Annotated in this window: 17 protein-coding genes and 1 pseudogene; 9 read left to right on the top strand and 9 right to left on the bottom strand. The window is 68.5% G+C overall.

Going from position 1 to position 23,948, the window contains the following annotated elements; translation table 11 throughout:
• Positions 1–45: 45 nt before the first annotated feature.
• Both POL72_RS15940 and POL72_RS15935 read left to right on the top strand, forming a co-directional pair.
• Positions 46–1,776 carry a DmsC/YnfH family molybdoenzyme membrane anchor subunit gene (locus tag POL72_RS15940; protein WP_272096193.1) on the top strand — a complete coding sequence of 577 codons (1,731 nt, stop codon included), beginning with the start codon at positions 46–48 and terminating at the stop codon, positions 1,774–1,776.
• Positions 1,776–4,022: a molybdopterin oxidoreductase family protein gene (locus POL72_RS15935; protein ID WP_272096192.1), complete on the top strand. Its 2,247-nt coding sequence runs from the start codon at positions 1,776–1,778 to the stop codon at positions 4,020–4,022. Before POL72_RS15940 ends, POL72_RS15935 begins: the two co-directional genes overlap by 1 nt.
• Positions 4,023–4,242: 220 nt before the next feature.
• On the opposite strand, the gene POL72_RS15930 is transcribed toward POL72_RS15935, so the two are convergent.
• From POL72_RS15930 to POL72_RS15910, 5 genes are all read right to left on the bottom strand, one after another.
• Positions 4,243–8,271: a non-ribosomal peptide synthetase gene (locus POL72_RS15930; protein ID WP_272096191.1), complete on the bottom strand. Its 4,029-nt coding sequence runs from the start codon at positions 8,269–8,271 to the stop codon at positions 4,243–4,245.
• 44 nt (positions 8,272–8,315) lie between these two features.
• Positions 8,316–9,491 (bottom strand): PAS domain S-box protein, encoded by a 1,176-nt coding sequence (locus POL72_RS15925; protein WP_272096190.1) that lies wholly within the window; start codon positions 9,489–9,491, stop codon positions 8,316–8,318.
• 694 nt (positions 9,492–10,185) lie between these two features.
• Positions 10,186–10,335: a hypothetical protein gene (locus POL72_RS15920; RefSeq protein WP_272096189.1), complete on the bottom strand. Its 150-nt coding sequence runs from the start codon at positions 10,333–10,335 to the stop codon at positions 10,186–10,188.
• Positions 10,336–11,777: 1,442 nt separating this feature from the next.
• Positions 11,778–13,424: a hypothetical protein gene (locus POL72_RS15915; protein WP_272096188.1), complete on the bottom strand. Its 1,647-nt coding sequence runs from the start codon at positions 13,422–13,424 to the stop codon at positions 11,778–11,780.
• 20 nt (positions 13,425–13,444) lie between these two features.
• Complete coding sequence (locus POL72_RS15910) at positions 13,445–14,521, bottom strand: hypothetical protein (RefSeq protein WP_272096187.1); 1,077 nt, start codon at positions 14,519–14,521, stop codon at positions 13,445–13,447.
• Positions 14,522–14,747: 226 nt separating this feature from the next.
• Here POL72_RS15910 and POL72_RS15905 point away from each other — a divergent pair, with 226 nt between their 5' ends.
• The 4 genes from POL72_RS15905 (at position 14,748) to POL72_RS15890 (ending at position 18,485) form a co-directional block, all read left to right on the top strand.
• Positions 14,748–15,839, top strand: coding sequence for an RNA polymerase sigma factor (locus POL72_RS15905; protein WP_307730603.1), 1,092 nt, complete (start codon positions 14,748–14,750; stop codon positions 15,837–15,839).
• 108 nt (positions 15,840–15,947) lie between these two features.
• Positions 15,948–16,517: an RNA polymerase sigma factor gene (locus POL72_RS15900; protein WP_272096186.1), complete on the top strand. Its 570-nt coding sequence runs from the start codon at positions 15,948–15,950 to the stop codon at positions 16,515–16,517.
• Between the two features lie 155 nt (positions 16,518–16,672).
• The gene (locus POL72_RS15895) at positions 16,673–16,987 is read left to right on the top strand and encodes a hypothetical protein (RefSeq protein ID WP_272096185.1); all 315 of its coding nucleotides are present in this window, start codon (positions 16,673–16,675) and stop codon (positions 16,985–16,987) included.
• A 181-nt stretch (positions 16,988–17,168) separates the two neighbouring features.
• Positions 17,169–18,485, top strand: a complete 1,317-nt coding sequence (locus tag POL72_RS15890; protein ID WP_272096184.1) for a putative sensor domain DACNV-containing protein — start codon at positions 17,169–17,171, stop codon at positions 18,483–18,485.
• 380 nt (positions 18,486–18,865) lie between these two features.
• On the opposite strand, the gene POL72_RS15885 is transcribed toward POL72_RS15890, so the two are convergent.
• Positions 18,866–19,237: a hypothetical protein gene (locus POL72_RS15885; protein ID WP_272096182.1), complete on the bottom strand. Its 372-nt coding sequence runs from the start codon at positions 19,235–19,237 to the stop codon at positions 18,866–18,868.
• A 984-nt stretch (positions 19,238–20,221) separates the two neighbouring features.
• Entirely contained in the window at positions 20,222–20,395 is a 174-nt protein-coding gene (locus tag POL72_RS15880) for a hypothetical protein (protein WP_272096181.1), read from the bottom strand.
• Positions 20,396–20,495: 100 nt separating this feature from the next.
• Between POL72_RS15880 and POL72_RS15875 the strand changes: the two genes are divergently transcribed.
• Positions 20,496–20,825 (top strand): hypothetical protein, encoded by a 330-nt coding sequence (locus POL72_RS15875; protein ID WP_272096180.1) that lies wholly within the window; start codon positions 20,496–20,498, stop codon positions 20,823–20,825.
• Here the strand turns inward: POL72_RS15875 and POL72_RS15870 are convergent.
• Positions 20,809–21,990: a hydroxymethylglutaryl-CoA lyase-like TIM-barrel protein gene (locus POL72_RS15870; protein WP_272096179.1), complete on the bottom strand. Its 1,182-nt coding sequence runs from the start codon at positions 21,988–21,990 to the stop codon at positions 20,809–20,811. The two genes, POL72_RS15875 and POL72_RS15870, sit on opposite strands and share 17 nt — an antisense overlap.
• Positions 21,991–22,291: 301 nt before the next feature.
• Here POL72_RS15870 and POL72_RS15865 point away from each other — a divergent pair, with 301 nt between their 5' ends.
• Positions 22,292–23,098 (top strand): RCC1 domain-containing protein, encoded by an 807-nt coding sequence (locus POL72_RS15865; RefSeq protein ID WP_272096178.1) that lies wholly within the window; start codon positions 22,292–22,294, stop codon positions 23,096–23,098.
• Positions 23,049–23,468 (top strand): RCC1 domain-containing protein, encoded by a 420-nt coding sequence (locus tag POL72_RS15860; RefSeq protein WP_272096177.1) that lies wholly within the window; start codon positions 23,049–23,051, stop codon positions 23,466–23,468. The genes POL72_RS15865 and POL72_RS15860 overlap by 50 nt, the downstream gene beginning before the upstream one ends.
• 32 nt (positions 23,469–23,500) lie before the next feature.
• On the opposite strand, the pseudogene POL72_RS51720 reads toward POL72_RS15860, so the two are convergent.
• Positions 23,501–23,947: pseudogene (locus POL72_RS51720) on the bottom strand (DUF2169 domain-containing protein); the annotation flags it as partial.
• Between the last annotated feature and the right edge of the window lies 1 nt (position 23,948).

The following is a 23,948-nucleotide window of genomic DNA, read 5'->3' as shown; positions in this document are numbered from 1 at the left end:
AGTTCTCGGGGCTGGGCTTCCGCGCCGGGTAGACAGGGAATTTCGATGAGCGTTGCAAAGGTCTCGGACACTCATTTTCGCTTACCCATCGTCAACTCGGCGCCGAAGATCCACGACAACAACAAGAGCCTGCTGGAGTCGCTCCTGGCCGACCAGCAGAAGCTCACGGCGGTCGAGAAGTTCTCCAGGATGCACGAGGAGCACGCGCTCCCGGCTCAGTCCAAGTACTACCGCGACCTCATCCCGCTCGAGAAGCCGAAGCCTGGCCAGCAGTACGGCTTCGAGGTCGACCTCGACGCGTGCACGGCCTGCAAGGCGTGCGTCACTGCCTGCCACAGCCTGAACGGCCTCGACGACAACGAGGTGTGGCGCTCGGTCGGGCTCCTCCACGGCGGCACGCCCCAGACGCCGGCGCAGCAGAGCGTGACGACGGCGTGCCACCACTGCCTGGACCCGGCGTGCATGTCGGGGTGCCCGGTCAAGGCCTACGAGAAGGACCCGATCACCGGCATCGTCAAGCACCTCGATGACCAGTGCATCGGCTGCCAGTACTGCATCCTGATGTGCCCCTACGACGCTCCGAAGTTCAACGCGGAGCGGGGGATCGTGCGCAAGTGCGACATGTGCAGCGACCGGCTGGCCAACGACGAGGCCCCGGCGTGCGTGCAGTCGTGCCCGAACGGCGCCATCCGGATCACGATGGTCGACCAGCAGCAGGCCGTGCAAGAGAGCCAGACGAGCCTCTTCCTGCCGGGGGCGGCGGCGCCGGAGATCACGATCCCGACGACGACCTACAAGACGCAGAAGTCGCTGCCGCGCAACATGCTCCCCGCGGACTTCTACCAGGTGAGCCGGGAGCACTCCCACCCTCCGCTCGTCGCGATGCTGGTGCTGACGCAGCTCTCGGTGGGCGCGTTCTGCGTGAACCTGGCGCTCAACGAGCTCCTCGGCGCGCAGGCGACGCGGGATTTCGGCGGCCACAGCGCGACGTTCGCGCTCGTCTTCGGGATCGCCGCGCTGAAGGCGAGCCTCTTTCACCTCGGCCGGCCGCAGTTCGCGTTCCGGGCCTTCCTGGGCCTCAAGACGTCGTGGCTCAGCCGGGAGATCCTGGGCTTCTCGCTCTTCGCGGGCGCCGCGACGCTATACGCAGCGTCCTTCTGGGTGCCTGCCATCCCGGCGCTCTCGATGCTGCCCCCGATCGGGCCCCTGCAGGCGCCGCTCTCCTATGCGGTCGCGCTGAGCGGGATCCTCGGGGTCTTCTGCTCCGTGATGGTGTACGCCGCGACGCAGCGGGAGCACTGGCGCGGGGCCCTGACGGGCTTCAAGTTCGCGACCACGGCGGCCATCCTCGGGAGCTCGACGGTCCTGATGATCGGCCTGCTCCTGAGCGCCGAGCACGCGGCGCTGCTCCTGACCCGGGGCTTCCGCGGGCTGAGCGCGTTCCTGTGCGTGACGACGGCGCTCAAGCTGCTCGTGGAGCTCTCGATGTTCCGGCACCTGCGGAAGCGGAGCCACTCCACGCTCAAGCGGAGCGCGATCCTGATGACGGGAGAGCTGAAGGGCGCGACGGGCTGGCGCTTCGCCTGCGGGGCGCTCGGCGGGATCGTCCTGCCGGCGCTCAGCCTCTTCTCGGCGCCGAACAGCGGCGTGAGCTCTGAAGTTCTGATGGCGATGGCGGTCGTGGCGTTCCTGTTCTGCCTCGCGGGCGAGTTCCTCGAGCGGTACCTCTTCTTCGCAGCGGCGCCCGCCTCCAAGATGCCCGGAGGGCTCTCCTGATGACGACCAGCGATGCGAGCGATGCGAAGAAGACGCCTCCGGCGCCCAAGCAGGCGGACAACCTCCTCTTGCAGCGCAACGGGCCGCTGACGCGCGAGCTGCTCCTCACCCCTGGCGAGTTCGGCCTCGGGAGGGTGCCTGCGCGGCTCAAGCCCGACCAGACGACGACGGTCGTGTGCGGGTTCTGCTCGACCGGGTGCGGGCTGAACGTGCACCTCAAGGACGGCGAGGCGATCAACCTCTCGCCGAACACCGACTATCCCGTGAACCTCGGGATGGCGTGCCCGAAGGGCTGGGAGGCGCTCACGCCGCTCCGCGCGACCGATCGCGCGACGGCGCCGCTCCTCAGGAACGCGCGCGGGAAGCTGGAGCGCGTGGAGTGGGACGTCGCGCTCCGCACGTTCGTCGATCGGTTCAAGGCGATCCAGGACGCGCACGGCAAGGAGTCGGTCGCGTTCATCAGCACCGGGCAGATCGTCACCGAGGAGATGGCCTTCCTCGGGGCGCTCGCGAAGTTCGGGATGGGCATGCTGCACGGGGACGGCAACACCCGGCAATGCATGGCGACGGCGGTGGTCGCGTACAAGGAGGCGTTCGGGTTCGACGCGCCGCCCTACACGTACCGCGATTTCGAGGAGTCCGACGTCGTTGTGCTCGTCGGCTCGAACCTCTGCATCGCCCACCCGATCATGTGGGAGCGGCTCTGCAAGAACAAGAACCGCCCCGAGATCCTCGTCGTGGATCCGCGCAAGACCGAGACGGCGATGGCGGCGACGGCGCATTATGCGCTCAATCCGAAGTCGGATCTGACGCTGTTCTACGGCATCGCCCACATCCTCATCCAGCGCGGGTGGATCGACCAGGGGTACATCGACGCGCACACGGTCGATTTCGAGGCGTTCAAGGCGAACGTCGAGGACTTCACGCCGGCGCGGGTCGCCGAGGCGACGGGGCTCAGCGAGGCGCAGCTCGCGTCGTTCGCGGAGAAGATCCACAGCGGGAAGCGGGTGTCGTTCTGGTGGACCATGGGCGTCAACCAGAGCCACGAGGGCGTGCGGGTCGCGCAGTCGCTCATCAACCTGGCGCTGATGACGGGGAACATCGGCCGTCCCGGCACCGGGGCGAACTCCATCACGGGCCAGTGCAACGCGATGGGCTCGCGGATGTTCAGCAACACGACGGGCCTGTTCGCCGGCCACGACTTCACGAAGGAGGAGCACCGGAAGAAGATCGCCGGGATCCTCGGTATTCCGGAGGAGGTCATCCCGACCCGGAACAGCCTGGCCTACGACCAGATCATCGAAGGCATCTTGAAGGGGAAGATCAAGGGCCTCTGGATCATCGCGACGAACCCGGCCCACTCCTGGATCAACCAGGAAGACCTGCACGAGCTCCTCGGCCGCCTGGAGTTCCTCGTGGTGCAGGACATGTATTCCACGACGGAGACGGCGGAGCGCGCCCACCTCGTCCTGCCGGCCGCCTCGTGGGCCGAAAAAGAGGGCACGTTCATCAACTCGGAGCGGCGCATCGGCCTCGTCAAGAAGGTCGCGCGGGCCCCGGGCCAGGCGCTGGCGGACTTTCACATCTTCCAGCTGGTCGCCCAGTACTGGGGCTGCGGCGAGCTGTTCAAGGAGTGGAAGAGCCCGGAGGCGGTCTTCCAGATCATGAAGCGGCTCTCGAAGGGGCAGCCGTGCGACATCACGGGCATCGAGGGCTACGCGATGCTCGACGAGCGCGGCGGCATCCAGTGGCCCTACCCCGAGGGGGCTGCCTTCGAGACGAACGAGCGGCGGCTGTTCGAGGACGGCCAGTACTACCGCCCGGATCAGAAGGCGAAGTTCACCTTCCAGGCGCCCCGCCAGCTGCCGGAGCCGACCGACGAGCAGTATCCCTTCACGCTGCTCACGGGGCGAGGGAGCTCCAGCCAGTGGCACACGCAGACGCGGACCAAGAAGTCGGCGGTGCTGCAGCGGCTCTATCCGAAGGAGATCTACGTCGAGCTGAGCCCTGTCGACGCGAAGAAGATCGGCATCGAGATGAACGAGTGGGTGGTCATCGCCTCCCGCCGCGCGGAGATCAAGGCGCGGGCGTTCGTCACGAACTCGGTGAAGCCCGGGGAGATATTCGTCCCGATGCACTACGAGATCACGAACAAGCTGACGTTCCCGGCCTTCGACCAGTACTCCCGGCAGCCGTCGTACAAGGCCTGCGCGGTGAAGGTGCGGCGGGAAGAGGATCGCGGGTAGCACGACTGCGGGAGGTCGCCCTGAGAAGCGAACCGCCAAGCCGCCAAAGGCGCCAAGAAACCAGGGGAATAAGAGGGGGAATGCCGGGACGGCCGTCCCCTTCTTCTCTTGGCGGCCTCGGCGCCTTGGCGGTTTTTCTGCTGATCCGGGGCAACTTCCCGCAGTAGAGGTAGCCCGCGCGGCCTCCGCGAGGGGCGCGCTGCGCGCGTGGGAGGCGCGCTCAGCCGTGAGCGCCCCGCCGCGTGCGCGCGACATCTTGCCATCGCAGCGGGCTGCGGGCCCTCGGCGCGGCCAGGCGCACGCCGCTCGCGGCCGGCGCCGGGGCGCTCAGGTGCCCGCTGCGCAGGTAGTAGGCCAGGAGCGTGTCCAGCAGCCGGGCGTCCATCGGGGGACACGCGATCGCCGTGCCGGCCAGCCCATCGATCGTGTTCTGGCAGTCGTAGGCCGGCATCTGCGCGTACAGCTCCCATCGGGTCAGGTCGCCGTGGACCTTCTCGGTCAGCATCGGCAGGAGGGGAAGGAACGGGCTGTCGCCCGATCGCCGTATCCACGCCAGCAGCTGCTCGCACCATTGCGCGTACGGCAAGCGCACGAGCGGATAGCCGCGGGACACGAGCAGGTCGAAGAAGCCGTTCAGATCGAGCCGCTGAGACGAGGGGGGCACCAGGTGGAACGCCTTCCCCAGCGAGCCCGGCCGGCAGGACAGGTGCACGATCGCCCGGCTGACGTAATCGACCGTCACGAATTCCTTGCTCTGCGCGGGGAGGTCGGGGGCACATCCCATCTCGACGCAGCCTTTGATCATCCTGCTCACGAAGTCGGCCACGTTGGCGGCGCCCGTCTGGCTGTGACCCAGGATGAACCCGGGGCGGAAGACGGTGACGGGCACCCCGCGCCCGTGCGCGAGCCACACGAGCTTCTCGGCAACCCACTTGCTCTGGGAATAACCCATGTCCGTGTGGAGGTGGTCCACCCAGCGATCGAGATCATCGCTCTCCCGCACGGTCCGGGCGCCCGTGAAATAGCCGATCTGGCCGGTGATCCCGATCGTCGAGACGTGATGCACGGGCTTCGTCCTGCGCAGGCAAGCGAGCCGCAGGACCTCCTGTGTCCCCAGCACGTTCGCCGCCTTGTGGGACGCGTAGGGCTTGATGTAATTGACCTCGGCGCCGGCGTGGTAGATCGCGTCGATGCGCTGCGCGAGCGCCTCGAAGCAGGCCGGGGTGAGCCCGAGCAGCGGCTCTTTCAGATCGCCAGGCACGGCGACGATCCTCGCGCTCGCCGCGGGATCCCAGAGCGAATAGGCCTCCAGGCTCCGCCGGAGCCTCGCCAGGCCTGCGGCGGCGTCGGGAGCGCGGACCAGGCAATGGACCGTGGCGCGCGTCTGCGTGAGGAGGTCGCGCACGAGAAAGGCGCCCAGGAACCCCGTGGCGCCGGTGAGGAAGACGTGGCGAGGCGGAGCGCTCGTGTCGACGAGCGAGCCGCAAGGGCGGATGTCGGGGGCGAGGGCGGCCTCCGCGCGGAGGTCGATCGCGCCCATCGACCCCCTGGCGCCGCGCGCCTTCCAGCGCAGCGCCTCCTCGACGGCGCGGGCGAGCCCGGCCAGGGTGGGCGACTCGAACAGCCGGCGCGCGGGCACGTCGACATGGAAGACCGTCCGCACCTGGAGGAGCACCTGCGCCGCCAGCAGCGAGTCTCCGCCGAGCTCGAAGAAGTCATCGTCGACCTCCGGGCGGTCGGTATGGAGGACGGACGCCCAGATCTCGGCCACCTGACGCTCGATCGGAGAGCGGGAGCTCTCCGGCTCTCCGGCGTGCAGCCGGCCGACGTCGGGCGGCGGCAGCGTCTTGCGATCGACCTTCCCTGTCGCGGCGAGCGGCAGCTTTGGCACAACGACGAACGCGGCCGGGATCATGTAGTCGGGCAGCTTCTCCTGCAGACACCGGCGCAGGCTCCTCGACAGGTCGCGGGATGCGGGGCCGCAGCTCGCGGGGCCGCTGCTGTCCACGCCGGCCTCCGCTCCCTGCGACCGATCCCCGCACGGCGGGCGCGACGGAGGGCCGCCCGGGCCGAAGTCCGAGACGACGTACGCCACGAGGCGCATGTCGCCGGGCGCGTGCTCATGGAGCACGACAACGGCCTCGCGCACGGAGGGGCACGCGCACAGCGCCGCCTCGATTTCGCCGAGCTCGACGCGGAAGCCGCGGATCTTCACCTGGGCGTCGATCCGCCCCAGGAAATCGAGCGAGCCATCGGCCAGATAGCGGACCTGATCGCCCGTCCTGTACAGGCGCTCTCCCGGCTCCTCGGGCAAGGGGTTCTGGACAAACGCTGCGGCGGTCAGATCGGGTCGGTTCAGGTAGCCTCGGGCGAGCCCGTCGCCGGCGACGTAGAGCTCACCGGGGACCCCCACCGGCACCGGCTGGAGCCGGCGGTCGAGGACATAGGCGCGCGTGTTCGAGATGGGCCTTCCGATCGGCACGCGGGAGGCGCCCTCCGGGACCGCGCGCACGAGGTGAGCCGTGGAGAACGTCGTGTTCTCGGTCGGACCGTAGCCGTTCACGAGGTGCTTCGGGGGGCCTTTCAGGAGCACCTCTCTGGACAGCGTCGGATTGAGCACGTCGCCGCCGACGACGAGGTAGGAGAGCCCCTGAAAGGCGTCCGGGCCCACACGCGCGAGGTGGTGGAAGAGCGCTGTCGTCAGGAACAGGACGGTGATGCCTTCGCGGCGGAGGAGCGCAGGCATCGCTTCCGGCGACAGCAGCGTCTCGTGAGACACGATGACGAGGCATGCGCCGTTGAGCAGCGCGCCCCAGATCTCGAACGTCGACGCGTCGAAGGAGAGGCTGGAGGCGTGGGCCACGCGATCCGAGGGCCCGAACGCCACATAGCCGGTGTCCCGTACGAGGCGGACGACCCCTCGGTGCGGGACGGCAACGCCCTTGGGCCGGCCGGTCGAGCCCGATGTGAACATCACATAAGCGAGATCGGTCGGGGCAGCAGGAATGGCGGGGTTTCTGTCGTCGCCGGGCGCGCCGTGGTCCTCGTCGAGGCACATGACCTCCCCGCGGAAGTCGAGCCGCGTCACCAGCGCTCGCTGCCCGAGCACCAGGCTCACCGCCGCGTCCTCCAGCATGAAGCGCAGCCGCTCGTCTGGATAGCTCGGATCGAGGGGCACGTAGGCGCCGCCTGCCTTGAGGACCCCGAGCAGGGCGACGAGCGCGCTCGACGAACGTTCGACAACGACGGCCACGCGCAGATCGGGGCCGGCGCGGCGCGCGGAGATCCGATGAGCGAGCCGGTTGGCGCGGCGGTTCAGCTCGCGGTAGGTGAGCGCCTCGCCGCCCTCGATGACAGCGATGGCGTCGGGCGTCCGCGCGACGTGCTCCTCGAAGAGCTCATGAACACACGCGTCGCGCGGGTAGGCGGTCCGCGTCGCGTTCCAGACCACGGTCATCCGGCGGCGCTCCTCCGGCGTGAGCAGCGGAATCTCGGCGATCGGCCGCTCTGCGTCCTCCGCGACGCCCGCGAGCAGGAGGCCGAGGTGGTCCAGGAGCCGCTCGATGGTCCCGGGATCGAACACGTCGGTGCTGTACGTCATCGTCGCGGCGAGCCCTCGCTCCGACGCCGTGACGGACAGCGACAGATCGACCGGCGTGGCTGGCCGGGCGCGCGAGCGCCGCGCCGCTGTCGCCGCCTTGAGCGCGGCGCGGCGCGGGACATCCCCGGGTCGCGCGAGCTCGAAGGTGGTCTGGAACATCGGGTGATCGCTCGTGTCGTCCGCCGCCCCGGGCTCCGCGAGCGGCTCGTCCGGAGGCACGTGCCGACGGCCCTCGGCCGAGGCGATCTGCGCGGCGATCTGCGCGAGGAGGTCTCGAAAGCTGAGCTCCTCGTCGATGCGGGCATGCAGGACGAGCGGATGGCGCGGCCCTGGCGCCGCGGGCCAGCCCCGCCGACCGCCGCGGCGAGGCCAGGGCGTCCCGATCAGGATCTCGCTCTGAACGGTATGGCGGTAGAGCAGCGCCGCATAAGCGGAGAGCAGGGTGACGAAGAGCGTCGCGCCCGAGCCCCGGCGCACGCGATCGAGCTCCAGGGCGAGCCGAGGCGGCAGCTCTCGGGACACCGACGCGCGACGTCGCGAAGGCGCGGGCGGGCGTGGGCGATCGGTCGCTAGATCGAGCGCGGGGAGCTCGCGCGGGAGCTCCCCTGGTGCGTGGGACAGACGAGCCTGTGTCGCGTGAGCGCGCATGATCGAACCTCCCCGTTGAACTGCAGAGGACGATGCGTGGGAGCTCAGACGGTCATCGAGCGTGCCTTGCGCTTCAGCGCGTAGGCGATACCACTTTGCAGGGTGCCGCAGGTGACGAGCCCTCTGAGCTCTGTGCCAAGATCGACGAGCGCCTGCGCGACGACGGGACGGACGCCTGACAACACGACGTCGGCGCCGAGCAGCCTCGCCGCCTGCGCGACGCGGACCAGCGCGGCGGCCACCTCTCCGTCCACGGCCTTCACGCCGGTGATATCGAGTATCGCCACGGCCGATTGCTTCTCGCCGAGCGCGTTCAGGAGCGTCTCCAGGATCTGCTGCGCGCGCTCCCGGTCGATCGTTCCGATGAGGGGCATCGCGATCACGCCGTCGGCGATCGGGATGAGCGGCGTGCCGAGCTCGCGGAGCGCCGCCTGCTGCGCCTGGATCACCCGCATCTGGGCGAGCGTCTCCTCCTCGTACCGGAGCTGCTCCGTGATGTCCCTGAAGAACGCCGCCATGCCCGTCGGCTCGCCCGCCGGGCCCACGACCACGAAGGCGGTGGTCTGCCCCATCCACTCGCTCCCGTCGGGGCGCCGGATCTTGAGGACGCCGCGCCATGCGCCGTCCTTCATCAAGGTCGGCAAGACCTCGTCGGAGAGCTGGCGGAAGGTCTCGGGCGCATAGAAGTCGGTCAGCCCGCAGCCGACCGCGCTGTCGCCGAAGCCGCTCATCGCCTTGAAGGCGGTGTTGGCATAGACGACCTGCCCGCTCATGGACGTCAATGTGATGCCATCTAGCGCATTGTCAATCAATGTCTTCGACACGCCTAGCTCTTCGGCCTGGCGGCGCTGCTCGACCTCCATGTCCTTTCGACCCGTGATGTCCTGGACTACACTCATGACCTGGCGCGGCTTGCCGGCGCCGTCGCGCGCGAGGACGATCTCGCGCCTGGTGACCCAGCACCACGACCCGTCCGCCTTGCGCAGCCGATACGCGAGCTCCGCCGAGTCGCTCGCCTGGCCTTCTCCGGCGTGATCGAGCTGCTCGCGAGCCCGGGTCTGGTCGTCGGGGTGCGCGAGCGTCACGAACGCATCGAGGCCCCCGAGGTCCTCGTCGTCCGCCGCATAACCGAGCTCGCGGGCCAGCGAGCGGTTCTCGTAGAGCGCGCGCTGCTCGACCGGATCGTGGACGCAGAGCAGGTACGGAATTGCCTGTAGCACCGCGTTCGTACGGCTGAGCTCGGCACGCAGGTCCCGCTCGATCTGCTCTAGCCTGGACACACGAGCGCGCAGGGCGGCAAGCTCGCCATGATGCGATTGGAGAACCGTCTCGTGAGGTTCCATCGATTTCCCCCAATGCTGACTGCTGGCAAACGTCAGGCGGCGGCGGTGTAGAGCTCGCCTCCACCAGCGACGTTACACCTGATGAGCCGCCTTAGACAGCATCAATCTCAGCAGGAATACGCTCACAGTGGGGACAGCAGGGCCTGTTGCTCGATACTGTCACAGCGAGGACGTTTGCTGCGCTCATCGATTGGCTGTGCGGTCCGGCGTTTGGTCGATTGCTTGGCCGCGCGCGTCTCCGACGGAGCGGACGTGCGCCTGGCGAAGCTCGGTATGACGCATGCCCAGCGTCTCAATGGTGCGCTCGTCGCAGCCATATGGTCAGAAGAAACCTGATTCCGACGGGCCACCAGTGTGGCACTCTCGTTCCGTGTGCGTCATTCTGGGCACGGCACCGCCGTGCTGCGGCGTAGCGACGGTCCGCCGGGCGAGCTCGCGCCGGTTCGCAACGGCGCCTCGCCGTGCTGCCGCGAGGCCAGGCTGGACGGCATTGGCGACGAGGCGTTCGCCCCGGGAATCGGCCGTGGGGCGGAGCCCGGTGCCGGGCCGGCGCCCTCGGAGCGCCGCGCCTCTAATCCTGGAAGCCCGTCGAGACGGCTGCGGAACCGGGCTTGCCCGAGTTCGCGTTCAGATCGCCGGCGCCTCCGCCGTCACCAGGGATGCCGATCTTGATCGGAGAGTCGGGCTCGACGTTCGGGCCCTGGTCGACGGTATGTGCCACCGCGAGTGAATGTCCTCCGTGGCCTCCACCGCCCCGGCCCCCGTTGCCGCCCTTCCCGCCGTCGCCACCACGGCAGCCTGGCTGCGATCCAGCTCTGTTACTCCCGCCAGTGCCCCCGTACCCACCCACGCCGCCGTACTGGCCGTCCCCGCCCCGTCCACCGTTTCCGCCACGGCCCGTGATGATGCTGGTTTTACTTACGCGGACGCTGGCGTGGTAAGACAGAATTCCGATGCTGGATCCGCCTGGACCGCCGCCCTTTCCGGGCTTGCCTCCGCAGCCGCCAGCACCGCCGGAACCGCCAGAAGCGCCGCCCTGTGCGGCTCCTGCGCCGCAGTACGCTGAGCCGCCGCGCGAGCCACCTCCACCGCCGGCTCCGTAACCGTGCTGCCCTGCATGGCCATCCTCGCCTGCGCCACCTTCCAGCCCCGTGTCTGTGACCCGACCCGGCCCCGATGCGCCGTTCCCGTTCGCGCCGTCATCCCCCGCCAGCCCGCCCCTCCCCTCTGTGCACGACAGGATGCCTTGCCCAGCTCCACCCAGACCGTGGCTCATTGGATTGGTGATCGGCAGAGGGGAACCACTTTCGCCGTCGCCACCATCACCATTTGTGCCGATACCGCCCATCCCGCCCGACGAGATGCCATCGTCACACGAGGTTGTGACTCGCGCCCCTCCCGTCACCGTATCGGCAGAGCACGCCATCGCTCCCGGGTTCCCTGGTGCCCCCTCTTGTGCTGGGTCGACGCCGCCGTCCGCGCCAGGAGCTCCATCTGCGCCGTCCCCGGCTACGACCTCGCTCAAGCGCAGCTGTACCGTCACTCCCGGCAGGGCGCGCATGGCGATGGAGGAGCCGCCCGGCACGGTGGCATCTTGTGCGATCATACGGATTCTCGTCAGCGTGGTGATCACGTCGGCCTCGGGTGAGGGCTCCGCCGCCTGATCCACGACGGTGAGCGGAATCCGGTTCGGACCTGGCGCGATCGTGGTGAGCTCGCCGAGTGGATGCAACGGCCAACGACTTGGCAGACCGCGGCAGTCGAGACCTCCCCACACGTCCATTCCTGCCGGCACACGGACTTCGACAGAGAATGTGTCGGCGCATGCGTACACCCGCATGCCACGCTCGCGGGCAAGCTCGAACGCCCGCGCAAACGTTTTTACCGGCAGATTCGACGTGCCAGGCCTACCATCATCGCCTTTGTCTGCCACATACACGCCATCGCAGTCGACCGGACGATCGGCGTTGCCGGGATCCGCGTTGCAGGATTCAACCGGCGCGCATGTGAGGGTCTCCTCGCAACGTTCCCACACCCCCGATTCGCTACCGCATCCAAGCGCCGCGCTCCCGTTGAACAAAGCGACTCCGAACAGCAAAGGCCGAGCACCCAGCGCGCGGAAGCCCGATTCCCATCTCGTCATCTCTTCCCACATTGCGCCCCCTACTGCAGCTCATGAGAGTCTGGGTCGTTCGGATCAATGGCCGCAAACGGCAGGAACTCGGCCGCCACGCCATCGTCGCCCTTGCTCTCCGTGACATTCGGATCGCCGCCGTCCCCCCCCTTCCCAGCAGTTCCAAGGAGAAACGTCGCCTGGACGTTCTCGCGCGTAACCTCCGCGGTCTCCAGGTACGCGATGGCTACCGAATGACCGCCGAGCCCGCCGCCTGCACCACCACCGGGCCCCCCGTTGCCGCCATCGCCTCCGCGGCATCCCGGGAGCGCCCCGGGCACGCCTCCGCCTCCCTCACCGCCGGGAGCTCCGCTTCCTCCTGGCAGTCCCGCCCCTCCCGCGCCGCCCCGACCGCCGCGGCCGGTCTGTAGGGTCGATCCGCGGATGGTGACCTTCGAACCTCTTGTGACGATGCCAGCGCTCACTCCTCCGGCGAAACCGCCTGTTCCCTGCTTGCCGCCACAACCTCCGGAACCGCCCGAGCCGCCGAACGCCCCCCCGACCGGCCCGGCGCCACAGGCGGTCGCGCCGCCGCGCGAACCGCCACCACCGCCGCCGCCCTGACCCGGGCGTCCGAGCGTCCCGTCCTGCCCCTTGCCCAGCGAGCGGACCCACCCAACAACACCAGGAAGCCTTGCCCCCTGACCGTGCACACCCGCGGCACCGTCGAGGCCGCGCTGGCCGTCGGTGCACGCCATGCTTCCTTGCTGACCGACACCCCCGATGCCGGCGCCCGTCGGGTTCGGGTCGGGCAGCGGCTCCCCATAACCTGCGTTGAAGCCCTCATCGGGCAGACCGGGGCCGCCTTGGCCGCTGACCGAGGTTTCGTCGTCACACTCCGTCGTGACCTCTCGGGTTGCAGTCACGTCATCGACCGTGCACGCGTCGGCTCCAACGTGTCCAGGCCGCCCATCGGCCGCCGCTGCGTCCTCCGCCGGAGCTCCGGGCTCACCGTCGGCTGCGTCACCTGCGACGATGCGGCTGTCGATCACCTCGATCTCGCTGCCAGCGGAGAGATAGATCCCGATCGAGTTGCCGCCCGGCATCGCGCCCCGTCCTGTGATGACCTCGCTCGCCACGAGCTTGAGCTTGGCCTCATCGCGCACAGCGACGATTCCGATCGAGCACGCTTCTGTTCGGTCCATCTGGTTACCATCGGGCGCCACGATCCGCAGGTTCGAGAGCGTGACTTCCCGCCCTCCGAACGTCACGACTTCACGCTCGGGCTGATTCGGGGCGATGACGGTCTTCGCATCGGCACCGAGGTGCTGCCAGCCGTTCGTGCAGTCGAACCCGCCCCAGATACTCGTGTCGTAGAACCAGAGACGTTCGTCGAAGGTCTCAGCGCAAGCGTAGACATGGTGGGGGTGACCGCCCTCCTCCACGAGCTCGAGGGCCTTGCGCAGTGTTTTCAGGGGTGCTGCGCGCGTTCCTGGATTCGCGTCGTCGCCGAGACTTGCGCTGACGAACAGGCCGCACCCATCTTGCGGAGGCTTCACCGTGGGGTCGTCGACACAGATGGGATCCTCGTGACCGGAGGAACACCCGTATACGACAGAAGCGACTCCGAACCCGAGCGCGATAGGCACCAAGGTGGCCACAGCCACCCGGCGTCGACCTTTCGATGAGGTATCCATGCTCCGAAGCTCCACGTTCGTCACCACACACCCGCCATCATAAGCCCCATGCGCTGCCCGCTCACCGTGGGCACAACACGCACTCCATCGCTGGACGGTGAGGTTCGGTCCACGAGCAGAGACACGAGCGTCAGCGCACCGATCGCGCCGCCCGACACCAGGGTAACCCAGCCGGCTTTCTTCAGGAGATCGCGCTTCTCTTGCAGGTCGCGCAGCTCCGAGCACGCGCGCGGTGCGTTCGAGCGGGCACATCGGCTCGCGTCCTCGTCTGCGCCACGCAGCGCGGTAGCTCGATCGTGGAGCTCATCCTCGGTGTAGGCACCCCAGATCAGCAACCCGCCGCCGGCTGCCATGGTTGCCCCCGCCACGACCGCGCCGCCGATGCGCAGCGTCGACGCGGTGGTGGACGGCGCCACGGACGACGCCTGCGCTCCTCGCGCGGAGCTCATGGTTGAGGTTCCCTTTGCAGGGATGCCCGGCGCTGCGGCGCGCGGTACCTGCAGCGAGATGGTCGTCGGCTTCCCGGCCTGCGCGTCGAACGACGCGAACGCCTCCTCATGGCCCGCCAACCGGGCCCGCACCATGTGCTGACCAGGCTCCAGGAATAGCCTGTAGGTCCGTGCAGGCACGCTGATGGGCTTGCCGTCGATGAGCACCTCCGCGTCCGGCGGGTCGACAGACAGGTAGAGGGTCGCGACATGCGACGCTGCCTTGCGTTGCCCGGCCTCGAACCGCAGCTGTAGTTCAAGGGGGAGGACGTTGCGCTGCTCGAGACTCCAGGCGAGATGCTCGGCAGCATCACGGTACTTGCGCAGCTCGAGCTCACACAGGCCGAGCTCTCCGGCGATCTCCGCGCGCTCCTTCTCCGTGTTCGACGCCGGGTCTGTCGCATCGAGCGCCGCATTGTAGGCCGCGTGTGCCTGGGTCCACCGACCTGCGTCACGGGCTATCTGCGCACGGCGAACATGGTCCTTCACCGTCGAGCTGCCGCTTCGCTCCAGCGTCGAATAGATGTCCTCGGGGCTGGCGGGGCTCGTGTAGACACCAGCGGCGCCAAGCATCAGGAAGAACAACAATGAAGGCGCAGCGTCACGCATGCGCCGAACGTACTTACGCCCGGCGCGCGGCGTCAACGGCGAGAAATTCGCAGGGAATGAGCGTTTTGCCAGGCAAAGATCGGCCCGACGACGTAAAGGCGCCCGTTGACCCTCCGAGCAGTGGAGCCGCCCAGGTACGCAGATCACCAAGCGCACATTATCCTACCAAAGTTGACCCACCCTGCTCTTTCTTGAACCCTTCCGGCCAGCTCAGGGGTGCTACCAGCTGTGGGCAAGCCAGCACGAACTCCCCCCCACTTCGAGCTTCCGCCGCCTCGTCAGGCGGGTCGGTGTCCCCGCGCGACACGCCGAGGACCTCGCGCAGGAAGCGCTCCTACGGGACTGGGAGGCGAGAGGGCGGCTCGAGCCGGGCGTGGATCCAGCGCCGTACTCCGTCACCATCGCCCTGAACCTCGCCCGCAGCCACCTACGGGACGCGAGCCGTCGGGGTGAGGTCCTGATCCCCTTCGACGAGCACGACTTCCGCGGGGACCAACCGAGCCCGGAAGCCTTGCTCCGGAGGCAGGAGCGGGAAGCCGTCATGCGCGACCTGATCGAGCAGGTCGACCCCAAGTACCACGACCTCTTGGTCAAGCACGAGCTCGAGGAGAAGTCGCTCGCCGAGATCGCCGCCGAGCAGGGACTCAAGCTGGACACCGTGAGGAGCCAGCACCGCAGGGCACGCGAGCAGCTGGACGAGGCGAAGCGGCGCTGGATGGCGCAGCAAGAATTCCGGGGCTGGGACAAGGAGCCCTGCGTCCCGGTGGCGTTCGGCCTGTTCCGTCGCCCGTCGTGGACGACCGCGCTGCACCTGCCGAAGGTCGGGGCGAAGGTCTTCGCGCAGGCGGCGCTCGTCGTGCTGACGGGCGCCGTCGTCGCGACAGCTCCACGCTCGTCAGGCTCGGCCAGCACGGCCCCGTGGTTACGGCCGGCAGCGATCCACGCCGGTGCGGCCACGCCCCCGCAGCAGCACACCGCGCCGCCCCTCGACCAGCCAGACGTACGCCGTGCGGTCGCCACGGCCTCGCGCCCGGTGCAGGGCATCCCAGCACCCGGCGAGCACGCACCGGCCGCGATGAACGGCAAGCCCGCTTCGCCGGCCGCAACAGCTGCGCGTTCCTCGCCGCCCGTCCGCGCCGTACGCCCGGTCGCGAGCGAGCGCGAGAAGGACCTGGTCCTCCAGGCGCACAAGGCGGTCGAAGCCTACAACGCCAGGGCTGACGTCGAGGCGCGACGCCTGCTCGACATGCACGCCATGGAGTTCCCTCGGGGTCAGCTGGCCCGGGAGCGCGAGGCGCTGCTGCTGCAACTTCGCTGAATCGGCGGCGGCCCTGGCGACAGATAGCCAGCGGTGGAGACGGCGGCGTTCTTGAGCGACGTCAGGCCGAGATCCGCCCTGCGCCGGACCAGGAGAATGAGCACGGCCATGACACGCAAGGAAGCCGTGGCCGAGCATAGGCGCACGTCACGTCGAGTCGAGATGGGTGCGCCCCCGGCAGTGCACGTTCCCTTCGAGGCCATCATGCGGCACTCGAGGATGATCCATGCCGTGTTGCGCCAGTTAGGCGTACCCGCTCGTGACCAGCCGGATATCATGCAGGAGATCTTCCTGTCCGCCTGGCGCAGCGTGGAAGGCGGAGGATTTCGGCCCCGTCCGGAGGTGCCGCCGAACAAGGCTCTACAGAGCTGGCTCCTCGCTGTTACTTGGCACCACATCTTCCATTACCGGGAGCGCCTATACCGGTGGTACAGGGAGCTTGCGGCGTTCGCGACTCCAGAGAGAGCGAGGCATGCACCATCGCCCTTCGGCCAGGTGGAGGCTCGGATGGCGCTTCGTTGCCTGGAGCGGCTCGAGCCCGAGCTCCGTGCCGTGCTCGCGGGCACCGCTGTGGGCAATACCGCTGAGGAGATCGCAGCAGAGTTTGGTGCCCATCCAGGCACGACGAACAAGCGGCTGCACCGCGGGCGAAAGCAGTTGGGGAAGATCCTCCGCTGAAAAAGGTGCGGACATAGCTCACCGTCGCCGCGCGCGTTCGAGCTGGTCGAGCAAGGCCTGCTCGCTGGATCGACACGCTGTTCTTTGGCGTCCGCCGCATCTTCGCCGCGGGGGTCGAGCTGCCGGAGCACCCCGCGCTCAACTTCGTCGAGGCGGTGGTCACCGACAGCCCGGCCGAGAACCGGACCGATGTGTTCATCCCGGGGGTATGGCTGGTCGGTCCGGTGGTCACAAACACCTACATAACCCGACCGGGCGAATTCGTGCGAGTCGATGCGCCCGACCCGGTGACGATCCGGCTCCCGCCGACCGCCGGGAACGTCGACGCCGAGGTCGTGATCAAGAAGATCGCCGGGAAGGAGGAGGAAATCGAGTTCCTCGAGAGCACGGGCCAGCAGGTCGCGCGGAACGGATACCCCAACGTGACCATCCGCCTGGTGAGCGACGGCGCGACGTGGATCGTGCTCTGACGGGCCGGCAGCCGGGTGGCCTGGCTGAGGACGCGCCCCACCCGGACGAGAAGGAGCAGCCGCCGGAGCGTCCTTCGGCGCCGCCCGGACATTAGTCGGCAGCGACCGAGCATCGACATCTCTCAACGTTTCTTGCTATCACTGTTGAGGTTCAAGAGCAGAGACGTGGAGCGCAAGACCAATGACGCACGTTGTCACGCCGGAAAAATTCGCAGAACACCTGACTTCTCTGCTACTCAATGGCGACGTCGACCCCGCCCCTAGCACAAAGGAACTACAAGAACTCATCCTAGTTGCCTTCTACGCCAGCATTACCAAAGAAGAGGGACGCGATCTGAAGTTCGCGGTCGCTTTTGTAGATAGAGACACACTACAATCCTCTCAAAGTGGCCTAGACGTATGGTGTCCGTGTATTTTCGCGCAGCCCATCGACTTCAGCGTGGCCGCAGTGGCCAAGCTAGCGCACGCAGCCAACCCGAATTACAGTGTTATTGCCGTCGAAGCCATCAATGAATCTTTGAAGATCGTCGGCGTGGTAAGAACCAGCCGAAACGAACACCGTCATAGCCGTGGAGAACGCTACCCCGTGCGACTCACTCCATGGCAGTGCCTGGTCATAAAAGTGAATGGCCCAGGCCAACTGCGAGTCAACATCGGGAACAGCTACGTTTCGTCTCTCACTGGTGGAACAATCATCGACCACGAAGAATTCAACAAGTCTAAGCCGATTGCCGTATCCAGGCAGCTATCAAACCTCGCCACGAATAGCAAACTAGATGAAGCAGATTACGAACAAGTAGTACGCCATACGCTACTTAGCTTGTTGGATCGCGGCCACGGCGGAATCATCATTATACAAGGTGACACGGAGTGCAGCGACCTGCTCGAGGGCGGCTACCGGATCGACTCTGGAGGCACCAATCTACTGGACGCGGTTCATCAGCTTGGCGGACGTGACCTTGCAACTTCGCGCATCCATATTCCAGCGGTCGTCAAGGCGCTGCATGCCAAGGAGACCGAATCCGAACGGCAAGAACATCTTGAGATCGAGCGCAAGCATCGCGAGATTAAGCGGGAGCTAGAAGCGCTTCGCATGCTCGAAGATGCAACAGACTTTGCTGCCAACCTCGCGTCTGTTGATGGTGCTCTCGTCCTGCGCACAGATCTCACTATCGCGGCATTCGGTGCAAGAATACTTCGTACCACCGACGAATTCCACATAGTAGACGCCCTCCGCGCGGACACAGAGAAAGCAGCTAGTATCCCCACACCTAATCCCATCAAGCATCTCGGAACACGTCACAACTCGGCAGCCACCTTCGCCTTCCGTTCGCCGGAATCGCTTGTGTTCATCGCATCCGAAGACGGCATGCTGAGCGCCATGTTCCGCCCGCAATCAGAAAGCCATGTATATCTCTGGCGTCCTATGTCGCTCACGTGGTCGTTTCGCTTCCAATCTGCACGCGAACAATTTACAACGCAGGCTCCCACGGGGTGAGCCCGATTCGAAATAAGGTCGAGCTCCACGGAAGGGTCTCAGCAGTCAGGGGCGGGATAAAATTCGACGTCTCCATGACGGACGGTATCAGGAGCCGGTCGTAGCGAGGAGCTCCCGGGCATCGCTGACGACCCCGGCGCGGCGGAGCCAGCGGTCCAGCTCCGCCGGGTCGGTGCTCGCGAGGACGCGCTCCCGCGCTGCCGCGGGCCGCGCAGATCTCCAGCCCGAGCGCCCGGGCGAGACGGCGCAGGCGGACGCCCGGCGGTTTGGCGGTCATCTCGTTGCCGAGCGGCGAGGAGCGTGCGAGTTCATGAGTAGACCACCAGGCCACGGGGAACTCGTTGGCGTGACTGACCGAGGGAGGCGAGTAGAGCGCGATCCTAACCCTCTGCCCCACCGTCCGGCTCCGGCGCCGCTCCCGGGACAGGAGCCGGCGGCGTGCTCGCCTCCAGCAGGAGTGCCCATTCGGGGAACACGGTCTCTCCGTGTTCGGGCAACGTCAGCCGCCCCCTCATGGTGTACCACTCGACGTACTTGGAGAGCGCGAAGATGCCGAGGATGACCGCGCCTAGCCCGTCGGTTCCCCACACCGGCGGCAGTTTCCACGGTTTCTCTGGATCCAAGATGTCGATCTGGACTTCCCATCCGTCATCCGACCGTTGTTGAGGTCGGCCGACGTGAAGGGAAATCTCGCGCCCATGCTCCGCTCCGGCCGGCTGAAAGACGATTTTCCGTTCGCCGATGATGTCCATGCTGGCATCATAGCACCCGATCTCCCTCCAGCTCGTCAACCGGGTCGTCAGGGACAACGCGCGTGGCATGCAGCGTTTCCAGAAGCTTTCGCGAGATGGCAGCGAATCTTCCACTTCACTGGAACTTGTGAGCAGAACCTGTCGATGACCTCATAGTAGGCCATACAGGCGTCCTCGCATCTGCCGCGCGGAGCCGCATCCGGTGTTACATCCGTCGCCGCTGGTGTTGCCAAGAACTCGAGGCTTTCCGAGTCATCCAAGTCCTGCTGGCTGGCCCGCACACCGCCGGCCATGGCCGCGATCCAGGCCTCGATGTCGTCGTCCGTCTCCCACGTCGCTCCCGGGCTCAGGGCGCACGATGCAGCACCGAGCGCACACGAGAGGGAGATCAGCATCACTGAGGCGAGATGATGTGTTCGCATGTGCGCCGCCCAAGCGAGCCGCGGGCCACCACGGAACGTTCACCGGGGGAACGAGCTCGGCAGAGTCGTACGGTCATCCGCCGACCGTTACGTCCGCAACGGGTCAATCGACAGGCTGGCCTCATTTACGGGCAGCCCCCGAGGTTCGTCGCGCCGTGTGACCTCCGTCTGCCCCGACTTGAGGGCACGGGGCTCCACGAGAGTGCACTCGGGTATACGAGAGGAATCGAGCCCTCGATGGCCGCTGACACCGTTCCGACGCGTCTGACGCGGTGTCCGCCGCGTCTCTCGCGCATCCGCCCCGCAAGTTCAGCTCCGGGTTCGATTCCCGGCGCCTCCACCACGAAGACACCGCGAGAGCCGTGCTCTTTTTGCTTTTGTGACCTGCGTGTGACCTATTGAATTTTGGCTTCGCTGAACGGCTTCACGAGAGAAACACCTGCTACGGCCTGTCTGAGGAGGGCAGCACTCTAGACCGCTGTGGTGAGGCGAGCGGACTCGCAGGACTCCTTACCTCACATCAGACGCCTCACCCCGTTTTCCTCACGCGACCAGGCGCACCTCAAACCCCGCGCGGGAAGTCGCCCAGCGGCGGGAAGCGCGGGTCCTCCGTCGGATCGGGCGACGGCGGCTCCGGCTGCTCCGGCCCCGGATCCCCCGGGTTCGGCGGCAGCGGGGCATCCTCGTCGTCGCCGGGAACGTCCGTCTTTGCGAGCTCATGCGTGCGGTGGCTCATGACGGCCTTCGACTGCAATTTTCAAACCGGAGCGCCCAGAAGCCCAGGAGCCGCCCCCCTGCTTGACGCCCCCGCCCGGCATCCGTGATCTGCAGCCAGCGTGCTCTCGATCCGCCACGATCCCTTCCCGCTGGAGGCCGCCCGCGACCTGCTCGGCATCGTGCGCGCGCTCTACGCCGAGGCGCGCTCCCGCGGGGCCAGCGTGGCAGATCTCCACGCCATCGCGGCGGTCGGCGACGACCTCCGGCAAGCGATCGCCCTCGCCGAGGCCCATCCGCCCGGCACGCTCGGCTTCTCGTCGGCGTGGGCCCGCGCCGAGCGCGCGGCGGGCCGCGTCGGCGAGCTCGCGGACGCGCTCGCGCCCGCTGCGCCCATCGTCCGCGCCGCCCTGGCGCGCGTCGGCGGGGGCAACCTCACCCCCGGCGGCTGAGCGCCCCCGCGATCGGATGGTCCGGCGCGACGGGCCAGGCGAGCGCACGCGACGCGGCCGCGCAGTACGCTGCCAGGCGCTCGCGCGGCACCGGGGGGCGCGCGCCCAGACGGCCGAGGTTGTCGACGAGCAGCTCGAGGCAGGTGTTGCCCGTCCGCTCCCCGACGCCGAGCGCCGTGGCGTGGACCCGCTCGATGCCGCTCGCCACCGCCCAGAGCGCGGCCGCGAGGCCGAGCCCGCGATCGTTGTGGCCGTGCCAGTCAAGCTCGATCCCGGTCGCCCCCAGCGCGCCCAGCTCGCGCCGGGCGAACGCGACGAGCGCCTCGACCCCCGGCGGGGTGACATGGCCGGTCGTGTCGCAAAGGCAGAGGCGCGCCGCGCCGGCATCGACGGCGGCGCGGAAGAGCGTGCGGAGCATGTCGGGCGGCGAGCGGGTCGCGTCCTCCGCAACGAGGCAGAAGGGCAGGCCGGCCGCCGCGGCCGCCCGCCCGGCCTCGTCGACGCTGCGGGCCAGGAAATCAGGCCCCCACCCCTCGACGAAGTGCCGGATCGGTGAGCTGCCGATGAACGCGTAGACCATGATCGGCGCCCCGGTGCGCTCGGCCACGCGGGCGACCTCCTGGACGTCCACGGCGAGGGTGCGCGCGGCCGCGGTCAGGCCGAGCGGCAGGCGGGACGCGACGATCTCCCGGGCGAGCAGGCACGCGTCGTCGAACTGCCGCGGCCCGGTCGCCGGCATGCCGAGGTTCACGACGTCGACGCCGACGCTCGCCATCGCATGGAGAAGCTCGATCTTGCGCGCGCGCGGCGGGTTCACCGTGGAGACGCCCTGGATGCCGTCGCGCAGCGTCTCGTCGAGCACCTCGACCGGCCGGGCTCCCCGGCCAAAGGGCAGCCACGCCTCCCCGTCGGCGCGCGCGGCGCCCCACGCGTCGGCGGCCAGGCCGCCGGAGGGCGGCTGCTGCCCGCCGGAGGGCGACAGCTGCCCGCCGGAGGGCGGCTGCTGCCCGCCGGAGGGCAACGGCTGCCCGCCGGAGGGCGACGGCTGCCCGCCGGAGGGCGACATCCGCCCTCCGGGGCGCGGCGGGCGCTCCCCCGGCGCGGGCTCGGCGCGGTTCCAGTCGAAGGGGGCCGCGGCGCCGGGATCCCGGCCGTCGGCGCTCATGCGCTGCATCTCATCTCGAATCGAAGGGGCTCTCGGCGTGGCGCGGGCGCGGCGCACCGCGTCGATCCGCGCTGGGGGAAAGGTTACTTCATGTCGGCCGCCGGAGCAGGGCCCAGCAGCGCACGGCGAGCGCCGCGCCCCCACGTGCGCATCGAGCCGGCGCCAGGCGTCCACGCCCGCAGAGCCGGACCACCGCGCCCGCCGGCGGGAGCGGCTTTCCGCGCGGAGAGCGGCAGCGTAAAAAGCTGACCAAGGAGCAACTTGCTGCTCCGGGACACCTGCCGCTTCGGCAGCTTCGATCATGCACAGGCTTCGCCTGTCGATGACCGCGCTGGGATTCCTCACGATCGGCGCGATCGCGCTCTGCGCCGGCTGCTCGCCCTCCGAGCGCAACTTCGCGTCGGCCGGGGGCTGCCAGGGCGGCGGCGCTGGCCACGGCAGCGCCACCGCCGGCGGCGAGGGTGGGGCCAGCGGCCAGGGCGGCGCCGGCGGCCACGGCGTCGCGTGCACCTCGCCGAAGGACTGCCCCGCCGGGGAGAACGCGGCGCCCACGTGCGAGGACGGCGTCTGCGGCCTCGCGTGCGACGCGGGCTTCCTCGACTGCGACGCAGCGGCGCCGGGGTGCGAGGCGAGCGCGCGCGATCCCCAGCACTGCGGCGCCTGCGACCGCCGCTGCGCGATGGAGTGCGTGGACGGGGCCGAGGGGGCCTTCTGCAACGACCCGGTCGAGATCTCGGCCGGGTTCGCCCACACCTGCGTGCTGCGAGGGGACGGCAGCGTCTGGTGCTGGGGGAGGAACACGTTCGGGGAAGCCGGAGCGCCGCTCGATGAGCCGAGCGTGCCCTGGCCCGCGCGGGTGTCGCTGCCCAGCAAGGCGGTCCACGTGGCGGCGGGCGGCGGAGACTCGCGCACGGACAACAGTGCCCCTGCGCACTCCTGCGCGGTGATGGCGGACACGACGGTCGTCTGCTGGGGAAACGGCCGGCGCGGGCAGATCGGCAACGGCTTCAACCCTCGATTCCGTCGGACCGATGCGGCTGACGAGCCTCATCAACGTCGTGCAGATCTCGCTGGGCGCGGCGCACTCGTGCGCCGTGAAGACGGGTGATGAGCTGTACTGCTGGGGATCCGACGAGGAAGGCCAGATCGGCAATGGCGCGGCGGAGCAGTCGGGCTATGCGACGCCGCTCCTCGTCCGGAGCGAACTCCGGCAGGTCGCGGCCGGCCAGGATCACACCTGCGCCATCAAGACCTCCGACGGGGGTGTGCTCTGCTGGGGCAGGAACTTCGATGGACAGCTCGGCAACGGCGGGCAGGAGGCCTCGCCCTCTCCGGTGAACGTCCTCGCGCCGCTCGCGGCAGGCGTCGACGAGGTGGCCGCGGGCGACCGGCACACGCGCGCGCGCGCAAGGGCGCCGAGGTCTACTGTTTCGGCAACGATTACAACGTTGAAGAGCCGCGCCCGCAAGGCCCAGTGAGGCGCGATGGCCCCGAAGCACGCGGGCCGGTGGGGGCTCGCAGGATTGACCAGGTTCGGGCGCGCTCGCCTTGCGCCCATCGCTGGATCCAGCGCGTCGGCACGCGCGCCCTCGCCGGCCTCGGAGACGCCGACCGGGTTCCACGGATGGCTGGGTCCGCCCGCCGCGCGCTCGTGCACGAGCGGCATCCTCTGGAACGGCGTGGGCGCGATGCCGCCGGGCGTGGGGTCCCCGAAGACGTGGATCGTCTTGTCGAGCAGCGGCCGATCGCGGAGGAGCGCGAGCCTCGCCGAGGCCAGAGCGCGCGCACGCGCCGATGTTACCCGCTCGTGGTCCGGGGTGGACAGGGAGACTTCGCGGCTGTGATGCGCATGTCGATCGCCGCCAGCCGTCGCGCTGTCGCATGACCGCGCCGCTTCGCGCCTCGCTCGGCCGCGCGCGAGGGGCTGGAGGCGCCGGCGGACATGGTCTATCGTCACG

It is taken from the genome of Sorangium aterium, assembly GCF_028368935.1.
GTDB classification, from domain to species: domain Bacteria; phylum Myxococcota_A; class Polyangia; order Polyangiales; family Polyangiaceae; genus Sorangium; species Sorangium atrum.
This window is presented reverse-complemented; position numbering and strand designations above follow the sequence as displayed.

Bases quoted from the DNA above. Each gene is read 5' to 3' on its own strand.
- POL72_RS15930 (WP_272096191.1), bottom strand. From the start codon at position 8,271: ATGCGCGCTCACGCGACACAGGCTCGTCTGTCCCACGCACCAGGGGAG.
- POL72_RS15900 (WP_272096186.1), top strand. From the start codon at position 15,948: ATGACACGCAAGGAAGCCGTGGCCGAGCATAGGCGCACGTCACGTCGA.
- POL72_RS15910 (WP_272096187.1), bottom strand. From the start codon at position 14,521: ATGCGTGACGCTGCGCCTTCATTGTTGTTCTTCCTGATGCTTGGCGCC.
- POL72_RS15880 (WP_272096181.1), bottom strand. From the start codon at position 20,395: ATGAGCCACCGCACGCATGAGCTCGCAAAGACGGACGTTCCCGGCGAC.
- POL72_RS15940 (WP_272096193.1), top strand. From the start codon at position 46: ATGAGCGTTGCAAAGGTCTCGGACACTCATTTTCGCTTACCCATCGTC.
- POL72_RS15890 (WP_272096184.1), top strand. From the start codon at position 17,169: ATGACGCACGTTGTCACGCCGGAAAAATTCGCAGAACACCTGACTTCT.
- POL72_RS15870 (WP_272096179.1), bottom strand. From the start codon at position 21,990: ATGAGCGCCGACGGCCGGGATCCCGGCGCCGCGGCCCCCTTCGACTGG.
- POL72_RS15865 (WP_272096178.1), top strand. From the start codon at position 22,292: ATGCACAGGCTTCGCCTGTCGATGACCGCGCTGGGATTCCTCACGATC.
- POL72_RS15915 (WP_272096188.1), bottom strand. From the start codon at position 13,424: ATGGATACCTCATCGAAAGGTCGACGCCGGGTGGCTGTGGCCACCTTG.
- POL72_RS15935 (WP_272096192.1), top strand. From the start codon at position 1,776: ATGACGACCAGCGATGCGAGCGATGCGAAGAAGACGCCTCCGGCGCCC.
- POL72_RS15885 (WP_272096182.1), bottom strand. From the start codon at position 19,237: ATGGACATCATCGGCGAACGGAAAATCGTCTTTCAGCCGGCCGGAGCG.